The 22,710-nt window shown below is 28.6% G+C and carries 28 protein-coding genes and 1 riboswitch; of the genes, 4 read left to right on the top strand and 24 right to left on the bottom strand.

All coding sequences use genetic code 11. The features are described 5' to 3' along the window. Positions 1 to 6: 6 nt before the first annotated feature. The 16 genes from HW119_RS00140 to HW119_RS00065 all read right to left on the bottom strand — a co-directional run bounded on the left by HW119_RS00140 (position 7) and on the right by HW119_RS00065 (position 10,713). Positions 7 to 426, bottom strand: coding sequence for a nucleoside-diphosphate kinase (locus tag HW119_RS00140; protein WP_163430291.1), 420 nt, complete (start codon positions 424 to 426; stop codon positions 7 to 9). Positions 427 to 666: 240 nt separating this feature from the next. Next, positions 667 to 864: a hypothetical protein gene (locus tag HW119_RS00135; RefSeq protein WP_177760630.1), complete on the bottom strand. Its 198-nt coding sequence runs from the start codon at positions 862 to 864 to the stop codon at positions 667 to 669. A 3-nt stretch (positions 865 to 867) separates the two neighbouring features. After that, positions 868 to 1,230 (bottom strand): VOC family protein, encoded by a 363-nt coding sequence (locus HW119_RS00130; protein ID WP_177760628.1) that lies wholly within the window; start codon positions 1,228 to 1,230, stop codon positions 868 to 870. A gap of 5 nt (positions 1,231 to 1,235) precedes the next feature. Next, positions 1,236 to 1,931, bottom strand: a complete 696-nt coding sequence (locus tag HW119_RS00125) for a hypothetical protein (RefSeq protein ID WP_177760626.1) — start codon at positions 1,929 to 1,931, stop codon at positions 1,236 to 1,238. A gap of 96 nt (positions 1,932 to 2,027) precedes the next feature. After that, positions 2,028 to 3,209 (bottom strand): nicotinate phosphoribosyltransferase, encoded by a 1,182-nt coding sequence (pncB, locus tag HW119_RS00120; RefSeq protein WP_177760624.1) that lies wholly within the window; start codon positions 3,207 to 3,209, stop codon positions 2,028 to 2,030. A gap of 94 nt (positions 3,210 to 3,303) precedes the next feature. Next, a complete protein-coding gene (locus HW119_RS00115; RefSeq protein WP_091102619.1) occupies positions 3,304 to 3,516 on the bottom strand; it encodes a helix-turn-helix domain-containing protein in 213 nt (70 codons plus the stop codon). A gap of 2 nt (positions 3,517 to 3,518) precedes the next feature. After that, the gene (locus HW119_RS00110; RefSeq protein WP_177760622.1) at positions 3,519 to 4,019 is read right to left on the bottom strand and encodes a hypothetical protein; all 501 of its coding nucleotides are present in this window, start codon (positions 4,017 to 4,019) and stop codon (positions 3,519 to 3,521) included. A gap of 3 nt (positions 4,020 to 4,022) precedes the next feature. Further along, positions 4,023 to 4,559, bottom strand: a complete 537-nt coding sequence (locus HW119_RS00105) for a DUF2975 domain-containing protein (RefSeq protein ID WP_177760620.1) — start codon at positions 4,557 to 4,559, stop codon at positions 4,023 to 4,025. Between the two features lie 3 nt (positions 4,560 to 4,562). Continuing rightward, positions 4,563 to 4,787 carry a hypothetical protein gene (locus HW119_RS00100; protein WP_255498085.1) on the bottom strand — a complete coding sequence of 75 codons (225 nt, stop codon included), beginning with the start codon at positions 4,785 to 4,787 and terminating at the stop codon, positions 4,563 to 4,565. Positions 4,788 to 4,794: 7 nt separating this feature from the next. Beyond that, positions 4,795 to 5,064 (bottom strand): hypothetical protein, encoded by a 270-nt coding sequence (locus HW119_RS00095; protein WP_177760619.1) that lies wholly within the window; start codon positions 5,062 to 5,064, stop codon positions 4,795 to 4,797. Between the two features lie 3 nt (positions 5,065 to 5,067). Further along, a complete protein-coding gene (locus HW119_RS00090; protein WP_177760617.1) occupies positions 5,068 to 5,604 on the bottom strand; it encodes a DUF2975 domain-containing protein in 537 nt (178 codons plus the stop codon). A gap of 3 nt (positions 5,605 to 5,607) precedes the next feature. Continuing rightward, on the bottom strand, positions 5,608 to 6,162 hold the full coding sequence (locus tag HW119_RS00085) for a DUF2975 domain-containing protein (RefSeq protein ID WP_177760615.1): 555 nt from the start codon (positions 6,160 to 6,162) through the stop codon (positions 5,608 to 5,610). 115 nt (positions 6,163 to 6,277) lie between these two features. Then, on the bottom strand, positions 6,278 to 8,545 hold the full coding sequence (locus tag HW119_RS00080; protein ID WP_177760613.1) for a cation:proton antiporter: 2,268 nt from the start codon (positions 8,543 to 8,545) through the stop codon (positions 6,278 to 6,280). Between the two features lie 120 nt (positions 8,546 to 8,665). After that, positions 8,666 to 9,313 (bottom strand): LytR/AlgR family response regulator transcription factor, encoded by a 648-nt coding sequence (locus HW119_RS00075; RefSeq protein WP_317171495.1) that lies wholly within the window; start codon positions 9,311 to 9,313, stop codon positions 8,666 to 8,668. A gap of 31 nt (positions 9,314 to 9,344) precedes the next feature. Next, positions 9,345 to 10,094 (bottom strand): sensor histidine kinase, encoded by a 750-nt coding sequence (locus tag HW119_RS00070; protein WP_177760609.1) that lies wholly within the window; start codon positions 10,092 to 10,094, stop codon positions 9,345 to 9,347. Positions 10,095 to 10,212: 118 nt separating this feature from the next. Further along, entirely contained in the window at positions 10,213 to 10,713 is a 501-nt protein-coding gene (locus tag HW119_RS00065) for a hypothetical protein (protein ID WP_177760607.1), read from the bottom strand. A gap of 211 nt (positions 10,714 to 10,924) precedes the next feature. Here HW119_RS00065 and HW119_RS00060 point away from each other — a divergent pair, with 211 nt between their 5' ends. Beyond that, positions 10,925 to 11,455 carry a YcxB family protein gene (locus HW119_RS00060; protein ID WP_177760606.1) on the top strand — a complete coding sequence of 177 codons (531 nt, stop codon included), beginning with the start codon at positions 10,925 to 10,927 and terminating at the stop codon, positions 11,453 to 11,455. Positions 11,456 to 11,484: 29 nt separating this feature from the next. Next, positions 11,485 to 12,498: a DKNYY domain-containing protein gene (locus HW119_RS00055; protein WP_177760604.1), complete on the top strand. Its 1,014-nt coding sequence runs from the start codon at positions 11,485 to 11,487 to the stop codon at positions 12,496 to 12,498. 59 nt (positions 12,499 to 12,557) lie between these two features. On the opposite strand, the gene HW119_RS00050 is transcribed toward HW119_RS00055, so the two are convergent. Continuing rightward, positions 12,558 to 13,607, bottom strand: coding sequence for a glycosyltransferase family 9 protein (locus HW119_RS00050; protein WP_177760602.1), 1,050 nt, complete (start codon positions 13,605 to 13,607; stop codon positions 12,558 to 12,560). A gap of 120 nt (positions 13,608 to 13,727) precedes the next feature. After that, positions 13,728 to 13,795: riboswitch (Fluoride riboswitch) on the top strand. 17 nt (positions 13,796 to 13,812) lie between these two features. Between HW119_RS00050 and HW119_RS00045 the strand changes: the two genes are divergently transcribed. Together HW119_RS00045 and HW119_RS00040 are read left to right on the top strand one after the other, a co-directional pair. Further along, positions 13,813 to 15,069, top strand: coding sequence for a chloride channel protein (locus tag HW119_RS00045; RefSeq protein ID WP_177760600.1), 1,257 nt, complete (start codon positions 13,813 to 13,815; stop codon positions 15,067 to 15,069). Between the two features lie 18 nt (positions 15,070 to 15,087). After that, complete coding sequence (locus HW119_RS00040; RefSeq protein WP_177760592.1) at positions 15,088 to 15,684, top strand: hypothetical protein; 597 nt, start codon at positions 15,088 to 15,090, stop codon at positions 15,682 to 15,684. An 8-nt stretch (positions 15,685 to 15,692) separates the two neighbouring features. On the opposite strand, the gene HW119_RS00035 is transcribed toward HW119_RS00040, so the two are convergent. From HW119_RS00035 to HW119_RS00005, 7 genes are all read right to left on the bottom strand, one after another. Further along, positions 15,693 to 16,049, bottom strand: a complete 357-nt coding sequence (locus HW119_RS00035) for a hypothetical protein (RefSeq protein WP_177760590.1) — start codon at positions 16,047 to 16,049, stop codon at positions 15,693 to 15,695. Further along, a complete protein-coding gene (locus HW119_RS00030; protein WP_177760587.1) occupies positions 16,009 to 16,674 on the bottom strand; it encodes a SatD family protein in 666 nt (221 codons plus the stop codon). Before HW119_RS00030 ends, HW119_RS00035 begins: the two co-directional genes overlap by 41 nt. Positions 16,675 to 16,807: 133 nt before the next feature. Beyond that, positions 16,808 to 17,959, bottom strand: a complete 1,152-nt coding sequence (locus tag HW119_RS00025) for a DEAD/DEAH box helicase (RefSeq protein ID WP_177760585.1) — start codon at positions 17,957 to 17,959, stop codon at positions 16,808 to 16,810. 94 nt (positions 17,960 to 18,053) lie between these two features. Beyond that, positions 18,054 to 18,893: an aldo/keto reductase gene (locus tag HW119_RS00020; protein WP_177760583.1), complete on the bottom strand. Its 840-nt coding sequence runs from the start codon at positions 18,891 to 18,893 to the stop codon at positions 18,054 to 18,056. Positions 18,894 to 19,046: 153 nt separating this feature from the next. Then, positions 19,047 to 20,393, bottom strand: coding sequence for a DEAD/DEAH box helicase (locus HW119_RS00015; protein WP_177760581.1), 1,347 nt, complete (start codon positions 20,391 to 20,393; stop codon positions 19,047 to 19,049). A 56-nt stretch (positions 20,394 to 20,449) separates the two neighbouring features. Next, positions 20,450 to 21,211, bottom strand: a complete 762-nt coding sequence (locus tag HW119_RS00010) for a C40 family peptidase (protein ID WP_177760579.1) — start codon at positions 21,209 to 21,211, stop codon at positions 20,450 to 20,452. A 72-nt stretch (positions 21,212 to 21,283) separates the two neighbouring features. Beyond that, entirely contained in the window at positions 21,284 to 22,462 is a 1,179-nt protein-coding gene (locus tag HW119_RS00005) for an acetyl-CoA C-acyltransferase (protein ID WP_177760577.1), read from the bottom strand. Positions 22,463 to 22,710 lie beyond the last annotated feature (248 nt).

Raw genomic sequence — 22,710 nt, 5'->3', positions numbered from 1 at the left:
CTTTAATTAGAATTGCTCTCTTCCAGCGAAATGGAAAGCAGCTTCGATTTCTGCATTCTCATCAGAATCAGATCCGTGAACAGCGTTTTCACCGATTGATTTTGCGTATTTTTTACGGATTGTTCCTTCTGCAGCATCAGCTGGGTTAGTAGCTCCGATTAAAGTACGGAAATCTTCAACAGCGTTATCTTTTTCTAAGATAGCAGCAACGATTGGACCTCTTGACATGAATTCAACTAATTCTCCGTAGAATGGACGCTCAGCGTGAACTTCGTAGAATTTTTTTGCATCAGCAACTGTTAATTGAGTTAATTTCATTGCAACGATTCTGAAACCACCTTCAGTAATCATGTTTAAGATTCCACCAATACTTCCAGCTTCTACAGCGTCTGGTTTAATCATTGTAAATGTTCTTGTACCTGCCATTTTAATTAAGTTTAATTTGATTGCAAAATTAATATATTTATTTTAATATTATCGAATTAAATTTGATTTTAATGTTGTGTTTTAATCACAAATTGTAATGATATTTTTGTTATTATCTTCAATTATAAATTCCTTATTTCCGTAAGGTTTAAGTGTTATTTCTTCTATAATATTGATTTTTTTTGATTGTATTTCTTCCCAAAATAAATAAATATCTGGAATCCATAAGATAAGATGTTGCTATTGATTTTTATTTGAAAACTGCGTATTGAATTTTGCAAAATGAATTTGAAAACTATCGCGTTCAATCATGCCATAAAATCCAGGAACAGTATCAATTAAATTAAAACCTAATTCATTTATGTAAAACGATAAAGTATCTTCAATATTTTCGACATAAAATCGAGGTGCTGATGCAATTATTTTAGCATTTTCCATTGTTTAAATTTCTTTGTTTTGACCAAACTGTAACAAATAACCGTTATTATCTTTGATAGCAAATTCTTTCATTCCCCATTCAAAAGTTTCTAAATCATAAACTACGGTTGTTTTATTTTTTAAGTCGTTCCATAAAGATTCAACTTCATCAACTTTAAAATAAAAGGAACCTGAAAATCCAATTTCTTGATTCATGTGTTCATTCGGATAAGCCAACATGATTTCGATTTCATCTTTATGTAAGGCTGCCCATTTCCAATCTTTGTTATATTCTCCACAAGTAAATCCTAAAATGGTGATGTAGAAAGTTATGGTTTCTTCCAAGTTTTTGGTCCATAACATCGGAGTTAAATTTTGAAATTTCATAGTTCTTAAATTAAAATATCACTTTCTAAATCTGACTTTTCAATCGTAAATGTAAAACCTAATCGTTCAACGACTTCAATGACTACTTTTTTATACCAATTTTCTGATTTTGGATGAATATATAATCTTTCAATCAATTGATTTACATCAGTCAAAACTTTTACGCCCTCGTTTACGTTCATATATAAATGCGAAACATCAGTAATTATGCGAACTTCATGTTCGTACTGAAAACTTTTTCGTTTGAACAAGAAAGGGAAGAAATCGTCATCAATCGGAATATGTTCTTTTTTGTAATCGATATAATTTACTTCACCAATAAATTGATTCGCTTTGGGTTCTATCATAGCTTTTTTCAGACTTCCGATGGTTGATTGAATAGCTAAACCTTCATTGTTTTTTGTGAAAACCTGCCACATAGCATAACTTTCGTACGAATTTGCGTGCCAACTACTAATGACAATATTCTTACGTTTGGCTTTATACGCATCTAAATATTCTGGATTATCTTCTAAAAGTTTTTTGATTTCTTGATAAGTTGGCTCACTAAAAGTTCCTTCGTATTGATCTTCGAATTTATCTGAACGCGACATAAACATACGATGCGATAATAACAAATCTAGAAATTTAGATAAATCTAAGTATTTCCAAATAATGGTTTCGTCTGCTGGAATTTGAAGTTTTTCGTTTTCTTGGAACATGTTTTTAGTATTGAGTAGATAGATTTTAGTATTGAGATGTTAGATTTTTTACATCCTTTGAATTCTTTATGACTTTCGTCTTTTTAACTTAATTACTCAATTTATATTCAATAAACGAATAGCCAAATCAATATCATTTTCAGTTCCGGTATGTTTTTTAGGTTCATCAGAAAGTTTAACAACTCCAGTCCAATCTGCATTTTCGGGTTTCGCTTCGGTAAGTTTTAAAACGATATTCATCGGTTTTAAACCAACATCATTAGTTAAATCGGTTCCAATTCCGAACGAAATTCCAATTCTATTTTTGCAGTGTTCGGTGATACGTTCTACTTTTTCGTAATTCAATCCGTCAGAAAAAATAATGGTTTTTGTAAGTGGAACGATTCCTAATTTCTGATAATGCGCAATCGTTTTATCACCAAATTCTAACGGATCGCCCGAATCATGACGAACGCCATCGAAGAGTTTGGCAAATTTTTTATCGAATTGTTGAAAGAAAACTTCTGTAGTATATGTATCGGTTAAAGCAATACCCAAATCGCCACGATAAACTTCTGTCCAATGTTCCAAACCAACGCTGTTGGCCATTTTAAAACCATATTTAGCAGCATGAAACATAAACCATTCGTGCGCGTGTGTTCCGATTGGTTTTGTTTGATATTTCATTGCTAAATGAACATTACTTGTACCTATAAAAGTTCCGTTACCTTTTTCTTTTAACGTTCGAACAACTAAATCATGCACATCGAATGAGTGACGACGACGTGTCCCAAACTCAGCAAAAACGATATCAAGATTTCTATATTTTTGAATTTTATCTTCGACCGTTTCAATAACTAATGCATCTGATTGACGCGTTTGGTTGGTTTCTTGATAATACAATTCGCAAATTAATGCCATAATCGGAACTTCCCATAAAATGGTTCGGTACCAAAAACCTTCGATACTAACTTTTAGTTCCGAGCCGTTTTGTTCAATTGAAATTTCGGATGGGTCATATTGGTAGCCTTGTAAAAAATCTAAATATGTTGGGTCTAAATAAAGACACGTTTCTTTTAAAAACTTTTTTTCATCTTTGGTTAATTTCAGATTTGCCATTTCGTTAATTGCTTCACGCAAACGATTGCTAAAATTATCTGGAAATTCGTGCTTTCCTCGATTAATAAATTGATAACGTGCTTTTGCATACGGAAATAATTTTATCACCGCATGTTGCATCGTAAATTTGTAAAAATCGTTATCTAATATAGAGGGAGAAATAATTTTTTGATTTAGCATAATTGAAATATTTAATCTAAAGTTACTAATTTCAACTTAAATAATGCTAATTATTTTCTTCTAATAAAAAAATAAAACCTGCTAAGTTGCAGGTTTATTCGTTATCGGGAATAAATTCTAAAATATCTCCGGGTTGACAATTTAATTCTTTACAAATCGCTTCTAAAGTAGAAAAACGAATCGCTTTTGCTTTTCCGGTTTTTAAGATGGAAAGGTTGGCGGTTGTTATTCCAATTTTATCTGCGAGTTCTTGCGATTGCATTTTGCGTTTCGCAAGCATCACGTCAAGGTTTACGATTATAGCCATAATTAAATAGTTAGTTCGTTTTCTTGTTTTTGTTTGAGTGCTTCTTTTAAAATTAGTGCAAATGCATTAAAAATGGTTCCTATAAACATGATAAATAGCGGATGTAGATTAAACCAATAATTTGGAGTTTGATAAACTTCAGATGGTTGAATAAATCTTGTAATTAATATGGCAATAGCGCTCAATACGTATAAAATAGTACAAATATTTTTTAATAATATGATGATTTCGTTACTATAAAAGATTCCGTTTTTGAATTGATTAGAAATTTTATAAAAAAGAATAATCGGAATTAGTAAAGCGATATTTAATAATTGGTAAATTGTTGCAATTAACTTATCTGTTGTTGTATAAAATTGAAATTTTAAATTGCTAAATTCAACAAATTCTAGATTGATGATTTTCCAAATGTTTAGTATTTCAATAACTGAAAAAATCGCATTTATTACTATTATTATCCCAATTAGAATGGTGTATATTTTTAATGATTTAAATTCTCTCATTGGTTAAATAGTTAATTCGTTTTCTTGTTTTTGTTTGAGTGCTTCTTTAAAAACCTGACTTAATACGAGAAAGAAGAAGCCGATGATTAAACCACCAAGTGGTGTTTGAAATTCAGTGAATATTTTTTCAGAAAATATGTAGCTTGTCTGTGTTGGATCATCAGGAGTTCGAATAATGATATATTGATTTAATATAATCGAAATGATATAATTAAAAATGAAAATAACACCAATTAATCTGAATCTATTAGAGTGTTTAAAACTAATAAAAATTCTCTTTTCAAAATCTCTTACGGATAAATTGAATAAAAAGATGGCTATAAAATACAAGATGTATAATATCCCAATCAATATGAAAAACATTTTTATATAAGTTCCTTTGTGGTCGGTTTCTTGAATATTATTGATTAATAAAGTCCATTTTGAATAGTCGTCAAAACGGAAACTACTTTTTGTAGCTAAGAAAAAGAGAATTCCAAGTAAAAAGATAGTTATCATTAAAAAATGCGACAGCCATCCAAATATTTTTAATGTTTTCATAAGTTATATAGTTAATTCGTTTTCATGTTTTTGTTTGAGAGCTTCTTTTAAAATTAATGCAAATGCATTAAAAATGGTTCCTATAAACATGATAAATAGCGGATGTAGGTTAAACCAATAATTTGGAGTTTGATAAACTTCAGATGGTTTTATAAATCTTGTAATTAGTATGGCAATAGCGCTTAATACGTACAAAATAGTACAAATGTTTTTTAATAATTTGATAATTTCGTTACTAAAAAAAAAATCCGTTTTTGAATTGATTAGAAATTTTATAAAAAAGAATAATCGGAATTAGTAAAGCGATATTTAATAATTGATAGGTTGTTGCAATTAACTTATCTGTTGTTGTATAAAATTGAAATTTTAAATTGTTAAATTCAACAAATTCTAGTTTGGTGATTTTCCAGATGTTTAGAATTTCAATAACTGAAAAAATAGCATTTATTACTATAACAATTCCAATTAGAATGGTGTATATTTTTAATGATTTAAATTCTCTCATTGGTTAAATAGTTAATTCGTTTTCTTGTTTTTGTTTAAGCGCTTCTTTAAAAACCTGACTCAATACGAGAAAGAAGAAGCCAATGATTAAACTTCCTAAAGGTGAGTCTAATTTTTCTAATACAATAGTGGAAAAATCGGTTGAACTTGTTATTTCTTTTCCTGAATGAATTGAAAAAACTTTACCTAAGATTAAAACAGCTATATAATTTGAAATAAAAATGATTCCTATTTTTCTAAATCTTTTTATGATTGAATGGTCAAAAAATATTCGTTTTTCAAATTTTCTAACGCATAAATTAAATAAAGTAATTGCATAAAAATACAATGAATAAATACAAAAACAAATTAACATAAATGTAAGTAGATATGTTTTTTTTGAATCATTTTGAATTTCTTTTCCCATAAATTCTATGAACCAACTTTCAGAATAAGTTGAGGTAAATTCACTATAAACTAATATTCCAAAGAAAATAGTTAATAATAGCATACTTGCCCAAAGAAAATGCGACAGCCATCCAAATATTTTTAATGTTTTCATAAATTATATAGTTAAATCGTTTTCTTGTTTTAGTTCGATATTTTCTTCTTTTTGATTTTTTGCTAGCTTAAAAACATTACTAAGTACGATAAAAAACAAACTGATAATTAAACCATTTAGTGGATTTAAAAAGATATTCGAAAATTCTATACTTAATGGAATGTTTTCTTGAAGTGATGCTTTTTCGTATAAATCGACATAATTTAAAAGACAAGTAAAAAGAAATCCGACTAAAAAAATATAGCCAATTATTTTAAAGTTTTTGATTACAACTTCATCAAAAAATTTCATTTCCATAAATAAATCTAAACAACGTCTTAATTTATAAATGGCGTAGATGTAGCTTCCAAAATAAAGGTAAGCAATGATTATTAATATAGTTTCGATAAGGAAATCGATTGGTGAATTGATATCCATGTTTTTTACCAATGGATTGTCAATTCCTAAATCAATATTTAAAAAAGCCAAAAGTAAAATAACTGTTAGTATAGTTAATGTGATTATAGCTATACCAAAAATTAATCTAAGAATGATGTTTAAGATTGTAATTGTTCTCATGTTTGTTAGTTAATAATTTATTATTGACAAATATAAATAAATTATCGAAAAACAATAATTATTTAAATAAAAAAAAATCACTCAATTTTTGGTTGAGTGATTCTTCGATTGTTTTTTAAGGTTTGATAATTAAAGTCGAAGGAATATTATCCATCCATAAAATCCTTGAGTCTATTAATTTTTTCCAGCTTTCTAGACTAACCAACATTAAATCTTGAGTTTCTAAAAACTCACGTTTTACTAATTTATCTTCTCTAATGGTTATGTGATTTGGTTTATATTGTTCAATAGAACGGACAATTTCTTTAATAGTAAAAGAATTTTTTACATATCCAGCAACATCTAAGATGACAACTTGTGAATCATTATTATGAATTAATTTTTGAGCATATTCTATTAAAAACGAATCTTCACTTGAAAAAATCGGAACAAAAACTTTGTTTATTTCTTTTAGATTTTTATCAATATAAACTCCAACAGGAACTTTTGCACCTAACATAATATATCTTGTTCTTTCATCAAACGGAGAATTTTCAAATAAACCTTCTTTACCAGAAAGCTTGTCTATGATGCGTTCTGGATTTACGATTCGAGTTGTAAAACCAAGTAATTTTCCGAGTAAAGTTCCTTCAAAAATTGATTGACCAATTCCGACTAAAAGTAAATCAAAATCACCTTTATTTGCAATTTCAACAATATCTGAATCAATATCATTTGAAACTTTAAACAACGTAACAATTGGTTGATTTAAAAATTTTGATTCTTCAATAATAGGATCGAACACTTCATGCTCATATTCTGTGTCATCGTAAGAATAGGTTTCATCACTAGATACAAGATGCATTGTTGTAATCAAAGAGTTTTCGGGTTGTTTTTTTACCAAACTATTAGCTAAACGTAGTAGCGAATTTCCGTTAATTTGATTTTTAAATGAACATAAAATTTTATATTTACTGTTATTTATTACTTCTTGCGGTATTATATTTTCTTTAGATTTAAACAGTTTATTTATCAAATCTAGAGCCGGACCTGTCATAAAAGTTGTTACTAATGCCATTATCACCATCATTGTAAAAACAGGTGTGCTAATAACCCCAAGTTCTAAACCAATATTAAGTACAACAAGTTCCATCAGTCCTCGTGTGTTCATTAAGGCGCCAATGATTAAACTATCTTTCCATTTTTGACCTACAAATTTTGCAGCAAATGCACTACCAATAAATTTACCAATAACTGCAACTAAAATAATCCAACCTGTAGTTTTAAATAGAGATGGGTCGTCAATTAAGAAACGTAAATCAGCTTTTAGTCCTGTGTAAACAAAAAATAAAGGTAAAAATAAAACAACTGCTACATCTTCTACTTTTTCCATAAAAATATGTCTAAACTTATTGTTTTCTGGCATAACAGTTCCAGCCATGAAAGCGCCAAATAAAGCATGTATTCCGATAAGCTCAGTTATGTAAGCAGAAATTATTAAAGTCAACAGAAAAATAGCAACGACTCCCTTATTTAAAGTTTCTGTTGTAGAATTTAAATCTGCGATTCTCTTTAAAAACGGACGAACTAATTTAAGCATCGCAATTACATAAGCAATCGCTAGAATTATAACAAAAATGGAACTTTCAAAAGTACCAGCATTTACAATTGCAATAACGATTGCTAAAATGCACCAAGCTGTAATATCATCGGCAGCAGCACAAGTTAAAACAATAGTTCCAAGTTTGGTTTTATGAATGCCACGTTCTTGAACAATTCTAGCTAATACTGGAAAAGCAGTGATGCTCATCGAAATTCCCATGAAAAGTGCAAAAGATAGAAAATCGACTTTCTCTGGAGCAAATTCTTCATACAAAAAATAAGCTAATCCAATACCTAAACTAAATGGTAAAATGATACTTGCATGACTAATAACAACGGCTTCATGTGCTTTATTTTTCAGAACTTTTAAATCTAGTTCCATTCCAATTACATACATGAAAAGAATTAAACCTAATTGACTGAAATTGTATAAGTTTCCAATAGAATTTGTTGGGAATATTAATGCGGAAACTTCGGGAAGTACCCAACCAAATAACGAAGGACCTAAAACTATTCCGGCTATAATTTCTCCGATAACACTAGGTTGTCCTATTTTTCTAAAAAACCAACCAAAAATACGAGCTATAACAACAATAGTTACAATTTGTGCTAAAAGTAAGGCAAGCGGATGATGTAAATTTACTTTTATTAAATCTATAAAATCAGACCAAGGTGATTTGTCTGAAGAGGCTACGACAACATCTGTCTCTAATATTTTTCCTTTTATTGAAATCCAATAAATCAATACAGAAAATATCCCAATTAATCCGATATAAAAAATAGTGTTTTTGTACTTCTTCATCTGGTTTTCATTTTATAATTTATAGTTCGAAATTAAAGAAAACTAGAATACTATTTTTCTTAAACTAAGTTTGAATATTGATTATTGTAATGAAAAAGTAAAATTTTGTAATGAAATAAATTAAAGCATATTTAAAAAATCTTCTCTGTATGATGTACCTAAAGTTAAAACTAAAGGCTTGCCATCAGAGAGAATAATTTTTGTTGTAATTTCATCATGTGTAAAGAAATTTACGACATCAATTGCAATAGTTTCACTTTTATTAATTCTACAAAATTTATTTTCAGGTAATTTTTTTTGCAAAGATTCGTAAGAAATATTTTTTAAGGTGAGTTGTGAATTATCTTTAAGATATGCAATTTTATCTCTACTGTCTGAATCTGCGGATTTTATATAAAGTATGTTTTCAAAAAATAAAACGGATTTTCCTTTATTTGTGTTAAGACTTATAAATTGTTTTTTTTCGTCTTTTTTTATTCGATTCACAACTTTCGTAATTGCTTTTTCCAAACGTTCTTTTTTTACAGGTTTGGTTATATAATCTACAGCGTCTAAATCAAAAGCTTCCACTGCAAATTCTTTGTAAGCAGTAGTAAAAATAATGTGTTTGTCGATAAGTAAATTGGCAACTGCTATGCCGTTTAAATCAGGCATTTCAATATCTAAAATACATAAATCAAAATCTAATAAAGGAGCTTCTGAAAGTAATTTTTCAGGATTATTAAAAACTTTTACAATTTCTATTTCAGAAATTTGTTCACATAACATTTTTAGATATGTTAGGCCAGGAAGCTCGTCATCAAGTAATACGCATTTGATTTTTATATTCAAGGAGTGAAATTTTTAAGGTTGAAACATGAATGTTTTTCTCTACAAAGTTATCTAATTTAAAATTGTCTCCATAAATAAGACTTAATCTTTGTTCGAGTGTTTGTAAGCCCAAACCGCTTTTTTCTTTTTCCATTTTTTTCTTTTCAGAAATTCGATTGGTTATACTTAGTGTAAAAACACCTTTCTTAAGTTCAAATAAAATGGTTATAAAAGCTTCTGGATGTTGTATGTCGGTGTGTTTAAAAGCGTTTTCTATTAAATCTACAGAAATCAAAGGAGCAATTAATGTTTTTTCATATATGCTGTCTTTTTCATCTATATTAATTTTTACTCTTAAATCAAAAAGAGGACTTAATTTTACTTTGTTGATTTCAATTAAATCTTTTGAAAAATCAATTTCTTCTTTAAGCGTGACAAATTTATTTTTGGTTTCATATAAAACATAATTAAGTACATTAGATAGTTTATCTACGGTATAATAGGCTTGATATGTGTGTGATTGAATAGAATTAAGTATGTTTTTAAACAAATGAGGATTAAGTTTTGCTTCTAAAGTTTCTAATCGTAAATTTTGAACTTTTATTTCTAAAATTTCAAACTGTTCCTCAGCTTCTTGTTTTAATCTTTCCGACTTCTGTAGTTTATAAAATAAAATAAAAATAATAGTTAAAAGTACTATTATGATTGATATTCCTATAATCCAAAACCAATTATACATGTTTGAACTTTTTTTGTAAATATAAGTAATTTACTAAAAGAGCAGTAATTAAATGAAAAAAACTGTCTCAAATCAGAGACAGTTTCCTTTCATTAGCATAGATTTATAGATAATTTATCTATAATTTTTTTATAGGAGCATTTTCTAATCCTAAAGTACGAATAGTTGTTTCATAATCAGAAAAGTTCATTTTATATTGTAAACGTCCAGGAATTACAACGATTCTAAAAATTTGATTTGTTACATAAGTGTTCCAATGTTGATTACTTAATGTGTTTAAATCGAAGTTACCTTCCATAAAAATTCTAAAATCACGTTTGGTAAAATCATAATTATAATCAAATTCATCTCCATTATTAAAATAAACCGTTTGAGGGATTAAACGCCAAACGTCTGTACCTCCGTCCTGTCCATACAATCTGTAAATTAAAATGTGGTCAAAAGATAAAATATCTCTTGAAAAACGACCAACAACAGAAAAATTATTGTTGTTTAAAGATGCAGGAAACTCAAAAACCTCTGCTTCAAAAATTTGATTTTCTCTAACGTCATTAACTTCGCAACTTTGTAATGAAGCCAATCCGACAATTGCAGTGAATAATAATATAATTTTTTTCATGACTATAATTTTTTAAAATTGTTGTTGTAAAGATACTTTCATTAACTGTGCCAAAAAATTATTTTTTAGCATTTTTTTTAGAATCTTAATAAATTTAGTAATCGGAAACTTTTTTTTAAAATGACTATTCTATTTATATTCAATATTTTGGAATGTAGTTAATTTTTTATTTTTTTTTAATTATATTTATTTAATAAAAAATCCAACCAAAATGAAAATAGAATATAGTGTATTTAAAGATGATTTCTTAGCGTTTCAACTTTTTTTTTCTTCACAATCTAAACGAGTTAAAAAAAGTAAAATAATTTCAACGTTTGTTCTTTTTTTAATTTTAGTAGCTCTGTCGATTATTTCGTATCTTAAAGGAAATCTTGTTTTAGCCATTTATTTTTTTGTAGTTGCAATTCTTTCACTTTTATTTTTTCCATACCTATATAAAAAACTTTTAAAAAGACAATTAATTAAATTTTGCAACGAAAATTATAAAAACATTCATTTAGAAAATACGATTTTAGAGTTTGACGAAACATCTATTTATTCTAAAAGTAAAATGGGTGAATCACGATTAAATATCAGTGAAGTTGAAAAGATAGATGAAATCGAAATGTATTTTTATATAAAATTATCAAACGCTTTAACTTTAATTGTTCCGAAACATCAATTAAAAAACGTTGATGAATTACGAACAAAATTAAAATCTTATGGTATAGAATTCAACTCTTTGTTAGATTGGAAATGGTAATTTTAACGAATTAATCAACTATAAATAAAATGAAAAAAATAATACAAACCATGACACTTTTATTTGTTATAATGTTTTCTGTTTCATGTGCAAAAAAACAAGATTTAGGCAATGATTATTTCAAAGAAAATAAAAAAATCGTTTATAAATACGCAAGTTCCGGGGCTTCATGGCCCAAAGTTCCTTGGGATAATAAATATAGGGATGTTGAAAACGCAGATGTAGAAAGCTTTCAATCTTTAGAACCTTATTATGGTTATGCAAAGGACAAAAATAATTTTTATTACAAAGGTTATAAAATTGATAATATCGATTATGAAACGTTTACTATTTCAGGAAATAAACATGATGGAATCGTAAAAGATAAAAATCACGTGTATGAATTTTCTAAACCAGGTATCCCAATCCAAAATGTTGATGGAGCAACATACGAAGAAGTTAAATTCCCAAATTCATCTAAAATTTGGTATAAAGACAAAAATCATTATTTTTTTAAGAATAAACCGATTCAAGTTGATGTAAACACATTTACAGCTATTAACGAAAATATTTATGTCGATCAAAACCACATTTATTTTTTTAAAACAAATGGAAATTTTGATATTTATGAAGACAAAAATATACTAAATCAAGAAATTAAAGATACTGCAAGAACTATTCAAACAGCAAATTATCTTTATACACTTACCAAGGAAGCAAAATTCAAAAGAATTCCAAAAAATAAAAATTCAAAAGTTCAATATTTCGCTCCTAATAACGTTTTTATTATTGTTGACAATCAAGTTTATTGTAATGGTGAAGAAATGAATATTGATTTTAATACCTTTGAATTTTATAATTATCCTAATTCCAATTCGCCAACTTGCTTTTCTAAAGATAAAAACAACGTTTATTATTACGATCAAATTTTGGCAGGCGCAAACCCGAAAACAGCGAAGTTAACCGATGATAATTATATTGTGGATGGCGATTTTAAATGGATACCAGATTATAACTCTGCACATCATTCAATTCGGAAAATGAGAATTGATGAAAAACTTTAAAATTTTATTAAATATAAAACGAGGAAATTTCTAATCCGAAATTTCCTCGTTTATATATTTTACATTTCAAGAATTTGTTTAGCATCTTGAATGATTTCTGCATTTGAAGTTTTATTAGTATTAATTCCTTTACTGTGATTTCCATAAGGTTGATAAGTATCAGGAGCAGTTACCGAAAACAAACCTAAGGTTGGAACTCCAGAAGCTGTTGCTAAATGCATGATTCCACTATCTGCTCCAATGAAAACATCACAATTTGCAAAAAAACCACAAATTTCTCTAACATCTTTACTGTAATAATGCGGAATAGAAAAATTCAATTGCGAAACATTCTCAACAGGTAAAACTTCTATAATATTATAATCAGGTAAAGTTGATTTTAATTCCTTGTAAAAGGTTGACCACCATTCTTTTGAATAACATTTTGCTCCAGTTGCAAAAGTAAATAAAGCAATAGTTTTGGCATTTTTTTCTTTTAGCTTATCTAATTCGATTTTTCCTTTTGCTATTTCATCTTTTGAAAGCATCATTTTTAAAGAAGGTACAGTTGATAAATTTGGTACGATCCCTAAATGCGATATACTTTCTCTAAAGCTATAAACAGGAAACTTAGCAATGTGATTTAAATTTTCAAATTTATGTGTGAATTCAGATTCATCTAAACCGAAAAATTTATATTTAGCATTAGCTAATTTAGTAGACAAGCGTCCTGACGATGAGTTTTTGGCTACATTGATGACAATGTCATATTTGTATTTTTTTAAGCGGAACCAACCACCAATATATTTTCCTAGTTCTTTAAAATGCTTTTTAGGAAGATTTATTTTTTGATCAACTTGTGCGAAATTTTCAAATAAAATATTTCCGACACCACCTTTTAAGAATAAATCAATTTTAGCATTAGGAAAAGTAGCTGTAAGTTCTTGAATCAATGGTGTTATCAACAATTGATTTCCCAAGCGATGATTTGGGCGTGTAATCAAAATACGTTTTATTTCTTCTTTATTTATCTGTTCTCCGTTGGTAATCAATTTAGAATCTCCAATATTTTTTGTGATTCCTTTCATCAAACCACGGCGATAAATATTTACCTTTTTAAGTAAACTCATAATAATATAAATAAGTGAAATAATAGAATGCAAATATAGTTATTACTTACAAAATGTTTATCGATTTTAATTATTTGAGAAATAAATTTTTCATTTAAATTTTATGAAGTAAATTTGCATTCTTTTCAAGGAAATGGTGTTCTTCCTGAGACAAACCGCTTTTAAATGCTGATGACACCTGATTTTTAAATATTTTTGAAAACATATGAAACTTAATCTTTATAAATCAGGATTCTATAAAAACTTAAAGTGGGTTTTATTATTAAGTTTTTTAGCTCTTGTTGTGGAACTTTCTGTTCATTTCTTCTTATTTTCATTAAATGCAGTTACGGAATATAGGTTACAAAATCAATATCTTGTTTATTTTCTTCCGATTGCTGGTTTTTTGATTGGTTATGTTTATTATATATTCGGAAAATCTAGTGAAGGTGGAAATAATCTTTTGATTGATGCTTATTATAGTTCTTTAAAACGGATTCCTTTAATTTCAACACCATTAGTTTATTTTGGAACTATTGCAACGCATCTTTTTGGAGGTTCTGCAGGTAGAGAAGGAGCAGGGTTACAAATTGCTGGTGGATACGTTGATTTTCTTATTAGGTTGTTTAGATTTTCTGAAAAAGAACGTCATATTTTGATTAAAGTTGCCGTAGGTGCTGGATTTAGTGCTGTTTTTGGAACCCCATTTACTGCTGTTTTTTTTTCTTTCGAATTTTTTAATATCGGAAAACCAAATTTTAAAGGTGCTTTAAGTATAATTTATGTTGCTTTTTTGGTTGAATTTATTTCCAATTTGTTGGGTTTAGAACATACTTTTTATGATGTAAAACAAATACCAACCTTTGAATTTAAATATCTTTTTTATTTAATTGTTGCTGGAGTATGTTTTGGATTGAGCGCGCGATTGTTTAATTTTTCTCTTACGCATATTCACAAATATTTTGCTAAATTTATTCCTCATTTGCCTTATCGATTATTTGTTGGAGGAATAATTATTGTTATGTTGACTTTAATTTTAGGAACCAATACTTACTTGGGAATTGGAATTAATACCATTTTAAGTGCATTTGACCATGCGCAAGGTTTTGAGGTTTTTTTATTTAAAATTATTTTTACCTCAATTACATTAGGAAGTGGTTTTAAAGGTGGAGAAGTTACACCTTTGTTTTTTGTCGGTGCAACTTTAGGAAGTTTTTTAGCTACCTTTTTGCCTTTGCCAATTGGATTTCTTACAGCTTTAGGATTTGTAAGTGTTTTTTCAGGTGCTGCAAATACACCAATTGCATGTATGATTTTGGCTGTCGAATTATTTGGTTTTGAAATTTTTCCTTATGCTTTTATTACTTGTGTCATTTCTTATTTTATTTCTGGTTACACGAGTATATTTAATAAACAAAAAGTTACTAATTTTAAACTATTCAAAAGACCTGAATTTTTAGGCAAACGAATTAGTGAATTGTAATTTTTAATTTATCGAATCATGACATTGAATCAACAACCCGAACTTAAAGAAGCTATTCTGAAGCAATCCGAAAAGGAAAAAGATAAGCTTTTGATTCGTTTGATTAATAAAGATAAAAAGTTGATGCAGCAATTGCACTATTTGCTTCTTGAAAATGAAGATGATTTGATTGACAGAATCCAAACTGCTAAAACAGAACTTGAAAAAATATTCGAACGAACACAACGTGATGTTTTACGTAAAACGATGAATTATCGTCACAAAGAATTGACTTCTTATTTACGAATTGCAAGTGGTTTAGTTAATGAACACGCTTCTGTTACTAAAAATAAAGAAAGCGAACTTGATTTGCGACTTCTAATTTTAGAAGAAGCTTTTGATACATTTCATAATTTATATCTGGAGAATAGTTTTGGTTATAAATCTGATTTGCATTTTATCTACCAAACGACTCGTATTAAATCCGTAATTTCTTTGTACGAAAAGCTTCATGAAGATTTACAATATGAATATCGCGAACGTTTATCTAACATAATGAAGTTTGTTCATACTTCTATTTTAAGCGATTTTTTAGTTCAACTTAATGTTAATTATCTCAATTATTTGGAAGATTAATTTTCAATTTATACGTGTGATTTTAGCATGTTGTAGTATAAAATACATAATGAAATTGATATGAAATTACCTATTAAATAATAATCGTTGTATATTGTTTCGTTTTTTCTACCTTCTTGTGTATTTTCATCATCAGCTTTTTTAAGTCTTGTTCCTAGTTTTAAAGCTCCAAATAAAGTTAATGCATGTGGAAATCCGCTTAATAAAGAAAAAGTTACAAATGTTCGTTCGATAAATCCTTTCAGAATTGATTTTAGATTAAAGGAGATTTTTACATTTTTATCTTTAGGAGATATTAGTTTGAAAACAATTGTAAATACAATTTCAATACAAATTACCAGTATTATTTTGATGTATATGCTCATATTTTGGAAGTTTTAGTATGATTTCTTTTATCGAATTATATGAAGACATATTCAAGCTTTTCTCTCTTTTCCAGATTAATGAGCGTTCTTTGTTTAATTTTTCCGAAACAATTTTATAGTCTTTATATGTAATTAAATTACTAATTAATTTGTAATCTTTTTCAATTTTCCATTTATCAATAATATTTTGCAAAATTGAAAAGCTGTTATTACTGATTGTTTCCAATGTGTCATCATCTATTTTTATAAAGAATCGATTTTCATTCGCTTTCATTTTATTCAATTGATTGCGAGCAAAAGTCAATCCTTCGCCTAACATTTCGTAGGCAATTTCAGAATTTATAGGTGTAGAAATTTCTCCGAAAATTAAAACGTAGCGCAGTTTTATTTGGAAATTATTTTTAATAATGTATTCTTCAATTTCCAAAATAATGTTAAAAGATGTTTCTAAATCTTTAATTACTGCCTGAAATTCATCTCCTAAAGTTATTGTTAAAGGTGATAATATGTAGGTTTTATATTTTTCATTGATAAAATCTCTACAATTCTTTAATTCATTTATTATAATTTGTTGATTTTTATTTCTGCTATCAATAACATCGCACATCAAAATATATCTCTTCATCTTGTGATTTTATTTATTTCAAATATAATGAAATTAATAACTTTATTTCATAAAAAGTGAAGTAATATAATTTGTTTCATATATTGTGAAATTATAAAAAGAAAAAGTAAACCTTTTGAGTTTGCTTTCTATATTAAAATCCATGTAAGTTTATATCTTCTGAAGGTTGCAAAACAATTCTGATTTTTGCTTTTTTCTGAATTACTTTAAAATGATGTTCGTCTTCTGGAGTAATTAAACTAATTGCTTTTCCGACGGCGTTTGCACGACCTGTTCTACCAATTCTATGAACATAATCAAGTGGAGAACGAGGCAATTCGTAATTAATCACGATGGGTAAATTGTCAATATGAATTCCGCGAGCAATCAAATCAGTTGCGATTAAAACATCAATTGCTCCTGTTTTAAAATCGTCTAAAGCATTATATCTAGCTCCTTGAGATTTTTTTCCGTGCATTGCAGCAGCTTTAATTCCGTTTTTATTTAGTTTTTCAGTTAAATTATCTGCTGTTCTTGAAGACGAAACGAAAACTAAAACTTGTTTATAATTGTTAGATTTTATTAAATATCTTAAAAAAGGACCTTTTCTTTCTAATGATACTGCAAAAGCCGATTGTTCAATTTGAACTTCGGTTTGTTCGTTTGCTGGAGTTTCAATTTCGATTACAATCGGTTCAATCACCAAACGCGATTTCATTTCTTTAACTTTATCATTCAATGTTGCAGAAAAAAGTAAGTTTTGTCGTCTTTTTGGTAATAAAGTAATGATTTTATTCATTTCTTCATCAAATCCCATCTGAAACATTTTATCAGCTTCATCAACTGCAAAAATCGAAATTTCGTCTAAACTTAAAGCGTTGTGTTCAAGTAAATCAATCAAACGTCCTGGAGTAGCAATCAGAACTTCAACACCAAGCATGCCTTTCATTTGTGGATTAATCGAAATTCCGCCAAAAACAGCCATTGTTTTAATCTGACGATTTAAATGCTGATTAAAATCAACAAAAACATTTTGAATTTGAATTGCCAATTCACGAGTCGGAACTAAAATCAAAGCTGAAATATTTCTATTTCTAACATGAGCCGTTTTTTGTAATTTATCTAAAATCGGTAAAACAAAACTCGCAGTTTTTCCCGACCCAGTTTTGGCAATTCCCATAACATCTTTTCCTGAAAGAATAGCCGGAATTGCTTGTTCTTGTATAGGAAAAGGTTTTTGATAACCTAATTTTTCGATGTTTTGTATCAGATTTGCTGTTAATCCAAGGTCGTTAAATGATTGCATTTATGTAGTTTAAATTATTGAATTGCAAAGTTAGTTAAAATTGCATGATTAAATGAAAAAAAGCAACCGATTACGATTGCTTTTTAGTTTTATTTTAGAAAGTTATTTCATTCGGATTTAATCCTGTGAATCCTGTTGAGGGCATTTTTAAAATCAAATCTAAATCTTCGTCAGAAATTTTAAATTCTGATAAATGTAAATTGTTTTTGATGTTTATTGGTGTTACTGATTTTGGTAAAGGTAAAATATCTTGTTGCAAAGCAAACTGAATACAAAGTTGTCCAACGTTAACATTATGTTTTTGTGCAATGTTTAGTAATAATTCATTGTCTAAAATTTTTCCTTGACCAATAGGACTCCAAGCTTCAACTAAAATATCGTTTTGTTTACAAAAGGCTACAACTTCATTTTGAGTATGTCCAGGATGAAATTCAATCTGGTTAATCATAGGTTTAATTTCGGAAGATTCTAATAAAGCTTCTAAATGATTTACCATAAAATTACAAACTCCAATGGCTTTAACTTTACCGTCTTTATATAGTTTTTCTAAAGCTTTCCAAGTCTCCGCATTTATTTGCTTCCAATTTTCAAATTGTGTTGCATTTGCAGGCCAATGAATCAAATATAAATCAATATAATCGAGTTGTAAATTATGAAGCGAAGTTTCAAATGCTTTTAAAGTTTGTTCATATCCGCGGTCTGTGTTCCAAACCTTAGTTGTGATAAAAAGTTCATCTCTTTTAATTGGAGCTTGTTTAATGGCTTGACCAATTCCTTTTTCATTGTGATAAAAAAAAGCGGTATCAATATGTCTGTATCCTTCGTCAATAGCAGTTAATACAGCCTGAATTATTTTTTCGCCATCTTCAATCTGCCAAGTTCCAAAACCAATTGCAGGGATTTCAATGTTATTGTTTAATCTAAAAGTTTTCATTATAAATTTTTTATTTATTTAAAATTACATAATCATTCAATTTTTATTCAAAACTGAGGCGTTAAATTTTTTTTAAATCTTTAGGATGATTTATCTAAAAAACTAAAATGCTTTTGATATAAAACATCAAAAGCATTTTGTTAGTATAAAAAATTATTTATTTTTCTTTTTGGCATCGCGTTTTTTCTCAACACCTCTGTTTCTAGGAGCAGTTTTTCTAGGTTTTGTTTTACTAGGTCCTCCAAGATTGACTTTTTTATTTTTATCTTTTTTCTCATGGAAGGCAGCACCTTTTTCTGGGTCAATTTTCTTTTTCTTGAAAACGACCGTAGTTTTTGTTTTTTCGAATTCTAGTTTTTGAACTTCAATTTCAATATCTTCAGGAATTGGAAAAATCTCAATTTCATGATTCATCAACATTTCAACTTCAATTTGTTTTTCTTCCTCTTTTGGGTCGATTAAACTTATTGCAACTCCGTCTTTATCTTGACGACCGGTACGACCGATTCTATGAATGTATTGTTCTGGAACTTCAGAAAATTGAAGATTAATTACGTGGGTAATATCAGAAATATCTAATCCACGTGCCATAATATCGGTTGTAACTAAACCTCTAATTTCATTATTTTGAAAAGAAGCCATGGTGTTTAAACGATAGTTTTGAGTTTTATTAGAATGTATTACCCCAAATTGTTCAGGGAATTCAGTTTCTAATGCTTCAAGTACATAATCGGCAATTCGTTTATTATTTACAAAAACCAAAACACGACTCATGTCTTCGTTTCTGTGTAACAAATCTTTTAAAATATTAAGTTTTGTAAGAAAGTTTGGTGCGTGATAACCAAATTGTTTAATTTTTTCAAGAGGTGTTCCCGATGGTGCTAAAGATACTTCTTCTGGAAATTCAAAATACTCATCTAACAATTCATCAACTTCTTCTGTCATTGTTGCAGAAAATAAGATGTTTTGTTTTTTAGTTTTCATCATTGATAAAATCGTAGTTATTTGAACTCTGAAACCTAAGTTTAAGATTTCATCAAATTCATCGATAACTAATTTTTGAATTTCATCAAAACGTAAAACATTATCCAAAGCTAAATCCATTACTCGACCTGGAGTTCCGACTAAAATATCAACTCCATCTGCTAAGTTTTTACGTTGCGTATTGATGTTTACACCACCGTAAATTCCTAAAGTACGAATTGACATATATTTGGTTAGTTTCTCAACTTCTTCAGCAACTTGAACAACAAGTTCACGAGTAGGAACTAAAATAACAACACGAGGAGATTCTGTTTTAGCAAATTTCCATTGTTTTAATATAGGAAGTAAATAAGCGTAAGTTTTACCGGTTCCTGTTTGAGCGATTCCCATAACATCTCTTCCTGATAAAATTACATTAAATGATTTTTCTTGGATTGGAGTAGGGGTTGTAATTCTTAATTCGTTTAAAGCTTTGTCTAAAGATTTAGGTAAATTAAATTGCTCAAATGTTGTCATAAAATAAATTTTTGCAAAGATACATTTATTTTACAGCAATAAAAGGTAAAAATTTGTTATATGATTTTTTTAATTACGCGTAATTTATGTGTATGACGACCTGTGTCGATATTCAGAATTCCAAGATGGTCCAATCTATCTACACGAACTTTTCCACTTGCGTGAATGATGTAGTTGTTTTCCATAATAATTCCAACATGAGTTATATTTCCTTCTTCGTTATCAAAAAAGGCTAAATCTCCAACTTCGCTTTCTTCAATAAAGCTCAAGGCTTCACCAATGGTAGCTTGTTGCGAGGCATCTCTTGGGATATTATGTCCGTTTAAACGATAAACCATTTGTGTAAAACCAGAACAATCGATTCCGAAAGGAGTTTTTCCGCCCCATAAATATGGCGCATTCAAATACATAAAAGCAGTTTGTAAGATGTTGCTTTTAGGCTGGACTCCTGTTATTAAATTACCTTCGAAAATATAATTTTGATTGTTGATTTTTTTATTACTCAAAAAGCTTAAACTACTTCCTAAAGAAATTGGTAATAAAAAATGATTTTCGTTGGTGATGTATTCAATTAAATCACCATTTAAAAATTGATTTGTATTTTGAAGAAAAAGGTAATCTTCTTCAGTAATAACTAAAAATTGTTTGTTATCAATCCAACCTTGATAATTATCTATAGCCGTTTCAATTTTTGACCATTTTTTATTTTGTTCGATAATTTTAAAATGTTCACCAAAGAGAATTTGAGAAACCATTTCGCTTCTATCCGAAGGTTCAATTCTTAAAGGAACAATAGCAAGATTACAGATTGCAAACATTTATTTTATATTTAAGTAAAAAATGAGTCTTATCATAAAATAAGACCCATTTTAAGAATATTTTAATTTTGATTAAGCTTTTTCAATCACAATTGCAGAAGCGCCACCACCACCATTACAAATAGCAGCTGCGCCAATTTTTGCATTGTTTTGTTCTAAAACATTGATTAAAGTAACAACGATTCTAGCTCCAGAACATCCAAGAGGGTGACCTAAAGAAACAGCACCTCCGTTAACGTTCACTTTGTTTCCGTCGATGTTTAAAATTTTGCAGTTAGCTAATCCAACAACAGAGAAAGCTTCATTGAATTCGAAGTAGTCAACTTCACTTAATGAAATTCCAGCTTTGTCAAGTGCTTTTGGTAATGCTTTAGCAGGAGCAGTTGTAAATTTCACTGGTTCTTGAGCAGCATCTGCATATCCTTTGATGTAAGCTAAAGGTTTTAAACCTAATTCTAATGCTTTTTCTTCACTCATTAAAACTACAGCAGCAGCACCATCATTGATAGTAGATGCGTTAGCAGCAGTTACAGTTCCTTCTTTAGTGAAAACTGCATTTAAAGCAGGAATCTTATCTAACTTAACGTTTGTGTATTCTTCATCTTTAGTAACCATAACTGGCTCACCTTTACGTTGAGGAACAGCAACTGGAACAATTTCGTTATTGAATTTTCCAGCTTCCCAAGCAGCAGCAGATTTTTTGTAAGAATCTATTGCAAAGTTATCTTGTTCTTCTCTAGTAATGTTATGTTCTGTAGCACATAAATCTGCAGCAACTCCCATAGCATTGTTATCGTAAGCGTCAGTTAAACCGTCTTTTTGCATTCCGTCTAACATCGTCATAGGTCCAAATTTAGAACCGTTTCTTAAGTTTGCATAATGAGGAATTAAACTCATGTTTTCCATACCACCTGCAACTACGATATTTGCGTCACCAGCCATAATTGCTTGAGCACCTTGCATAATCGCTTTCATACCTGAAGCACAAACTTTATTGATTGTAGTAGCAGCAACTTCTTGAGATAAACCTGCAAATAAAGCGGCTTGTCTTGCAGGTGCTTGTCCAACACCAGCTTGAACAACATTACCCATTAAAACTTCGTCAACTAATTTTGGGTCTAAATTGATTTTATCTAATGCGCCTTTAATTGCAGCAGCTCCTAATTTTGGTGCAGGAACTGTAGAAAGAGCTCCCATAAAACTTCCGATTGGAGTTCTAGCAGCTGATACAATTACAACTTTTTTACTCATAATTTCTGTTATTTGTTTGTATTGCGAAAATAATAAAAATCGAATAACTATTAGAATAAAATGATATAATAATTGAAAAAGTTCAATTTTTGTTATTTTAAAATAAAATGTTTAAATTTTATTGTGTTGATTTTAAGAAAGTTTAAAAAAATAGATAGATATTCGATAAAAAATAGCGGTAAACATTTGCGAAGTTTAAAAAGTCATCTTACATTTGCAACCGCTAATCAGATATTTATTTGATTTAG

Source organism: Flavobacterium sp. I3-2 (genome assembly GCF_013389595.1).
In the GTDB taxonomy this organism is placed as follows: Bacteria; Bacteroidota; Bacteroidia; order Flavobacteriales; family Flavobacteriaceae; genus Flavobacterium.
Note: the sequence above shows the minus strand (reverse complement) of the source record. Positions and strands in the feature narration are given on the sequence as shown.

What these genes read in the sequence shown, in the direction of transcription:
- HW119_RS00130 (WP_177760628.1), bottom strand. Translation starts at nt 1,230, where the DNA reads ATGAAATTTCAAAATTTAACTCCGATGTTATGGACCAAAAACTTGGAA.
- HW119_RS00005 (WP_177760577.1), bottom strand. Translation starts at nt 22,462, where the DNA reads ATGAGTAAAAAAGTTGTAATTGTATCAGCTGCTAGAACTCCAATCGGA.
- HW119_RS00020 (WP_177760583.1), bottom strand. Translation starts at nt 18,893, where the DNA reads ATGAAAACTTTTAGATTAAACAATAACATTGAAATCCCTGCAATTGGT.
- HW119_RS00085 (WP_177760615.1), bottom strand. Translation starts at nt 6,162, where the DNA reads ATGAGAACAATTACAATCTTAAACATCATTCTTAGATTAATTTTTGGT.
- HW119_RS00035 (WP_177760590.1), bottom strand. Translation starts at nt 16,049, where the DNA reads ATGAGCATATACATCAAAATAATACTGGTAATTTGTATTGAAATTGTA.
- HW119_RS00065 (WP_177760607.1), bottom strand. Translation starts at nt 10,713, where the DNA reads ATGAAAAAAATTATATTATTATTCACTGCAATTGTCGGATTGGCTTCA.
- HW119_RS00060 (WP_177760606.1), top strand. Translation starts at nt 10,925, where the DNA reads ATGAAAATAGAATATAGTGTATTTAAAGATGATTTCTTAGCGTTTCAA.
- HW119_RS00105 (WP_177760620.1), bottom strand. Translation starts at nt 4,559, where the DNA reads ATGAAAACATTAAAAATATTTGGATGGCTGTCGCATTTTTTAATGATA.
- HW119_RS00110 (WP_177760622.1), bottom strand. Translation starts at nt 4,019, where the DNA reads ATGAGAGAATTTAAATCATTAAAAATATACACCATTCTAATTGGGATA.
- HW119_RS00135 (WP_177760630.1), bottom strand. Translation starts at nt 864, where the DNA reads ATGGAAAATGCTAAAATAATTGCATCAGCACCTCGATTTTATGTCGAA.
- HW119_RS00040 (WP_177760592.1), top strand. Translation starts at nt 15,088, where the DNA reads ATGACATTGAATCAACAACCCGAACTTAAAGAAGCTATTCTGAAGCAA.
- HW119_RS00050 (WP_177760602.1), bottom strand. Translation starts at nt 13,607, where the DNA reads ATGAGTTTACTTAAAAAGGTAAATATTTATCGCCGTGGTTTGATGAAA.
- pncB (WP_177760624.1), bottom strand. Translation starts at nt 3,209, where the DNA reads ATGCTAAATCAAAAAATTATTTCTCCCTCTATATTAGATAACGATTTT.
- HW119_RS00070 (WP_177760609.1), bottom strand. Translation starts at nt 10,094, where the DNA reads ATGTATAATTGGTTTTGGATTATAGGAATATCAATCATAATAGTACTT.
- HW119_RS00055 (WP_177760604.1), top strand. Translation starts at nt 11,485, where the DNA reads ATGAAAAAAATAATACAAACCATGACACTTTTATTTGTTATAATGTTT.
- HW119_RS00115 (WP_091102619.1), bottom strand. Translation starts at nt 3,516, where the DNA reads ATGGCTATAATCGTAAACCTTGACGTGATGCTTGCGAAACGCAAAATG.
- HW119_RS00140 (WP_163430291.1), bottom strand. Translation starts at nt 426, where the DNA reads ATGGCAGGTACAAGAACATTTACAATGATTAAACCAGACGCTGTAGAA.
- HW119_RS00025 (WP_177760585.1), bottom strand. Translation starts at nt 17,959, where the DNA reads ATGCAATCATTTAACGACCTTGGATTAACAGCAAATCTGATACAAAAC.
- HW119_RS00125 (WP_177760626.1), bottom strand. Translation starts at nt 1,931, where the DNA reads ATGTTCCAAGAAAACGAAAAACTTCAAATTCCAGCAGACGAAACCATT.
- HW119_RS00010 (WP_177760579.1), bottom strand. Translation starts at nt 21,211, where the DNA reads ATGTTTGCAATCTGTAATCTTGCTATTGTTCCTTTAAGAATTGAACCT.
- HW119_RS00075 (WP_317171495.1), bottom strand. Translation starts at nt 9,313, where the DNA reads ATGTTATGTGAACAAATTTCTGAAATAGAAATTGTAAAAGTTTTTAAT.
- HW119_RS00080 (WP_177760613.1), bottom strand. Translation starts at nt 8,545, where the DNA reads ATGAAGAAGTACAAAAACACTATTTTTTATATCGGATTAATTGGGATA.
- HW119_RS00095 (WP_177760619.1), bottom strand. Translation starts at nt 5,064, where the DNA reads ATGAGAGAATTTAAATCATTAAAAATATACACCATTCTAATTGGAATT.
- HW119_RS00015 (WP_177760581.1), bottom strand. Translation starts at nt 20,393, where the DNA reads ATGACAACATTTGAGCAATTTAATTTACCTAAATCTTTAGACAAAGCT.
- HW119_RS00030 (WP_177760587.1), bottom strand. Translation starts at nt 16,674, where the DNA reads ATGAAGAGATATATTTTGATGTGCGATGTTATTGATAGCAGAAATAAA.
- HW119_RS00045 (WP_177760600.1), top strand. Translation starts at nt 13,813, where the DNA reads ATGAAACTTAATCTTTATAAATCAGGATTCTATAAAAACTTAAAGTGG.
- HW119_RS00090 (WP_177760617.1), bottom strand. Translation starts at nt 5,604, where the DNA reads ATGAAAACATTAAAAATATTTGGATGGCTGTCGCATTTTCTTTGGGCA.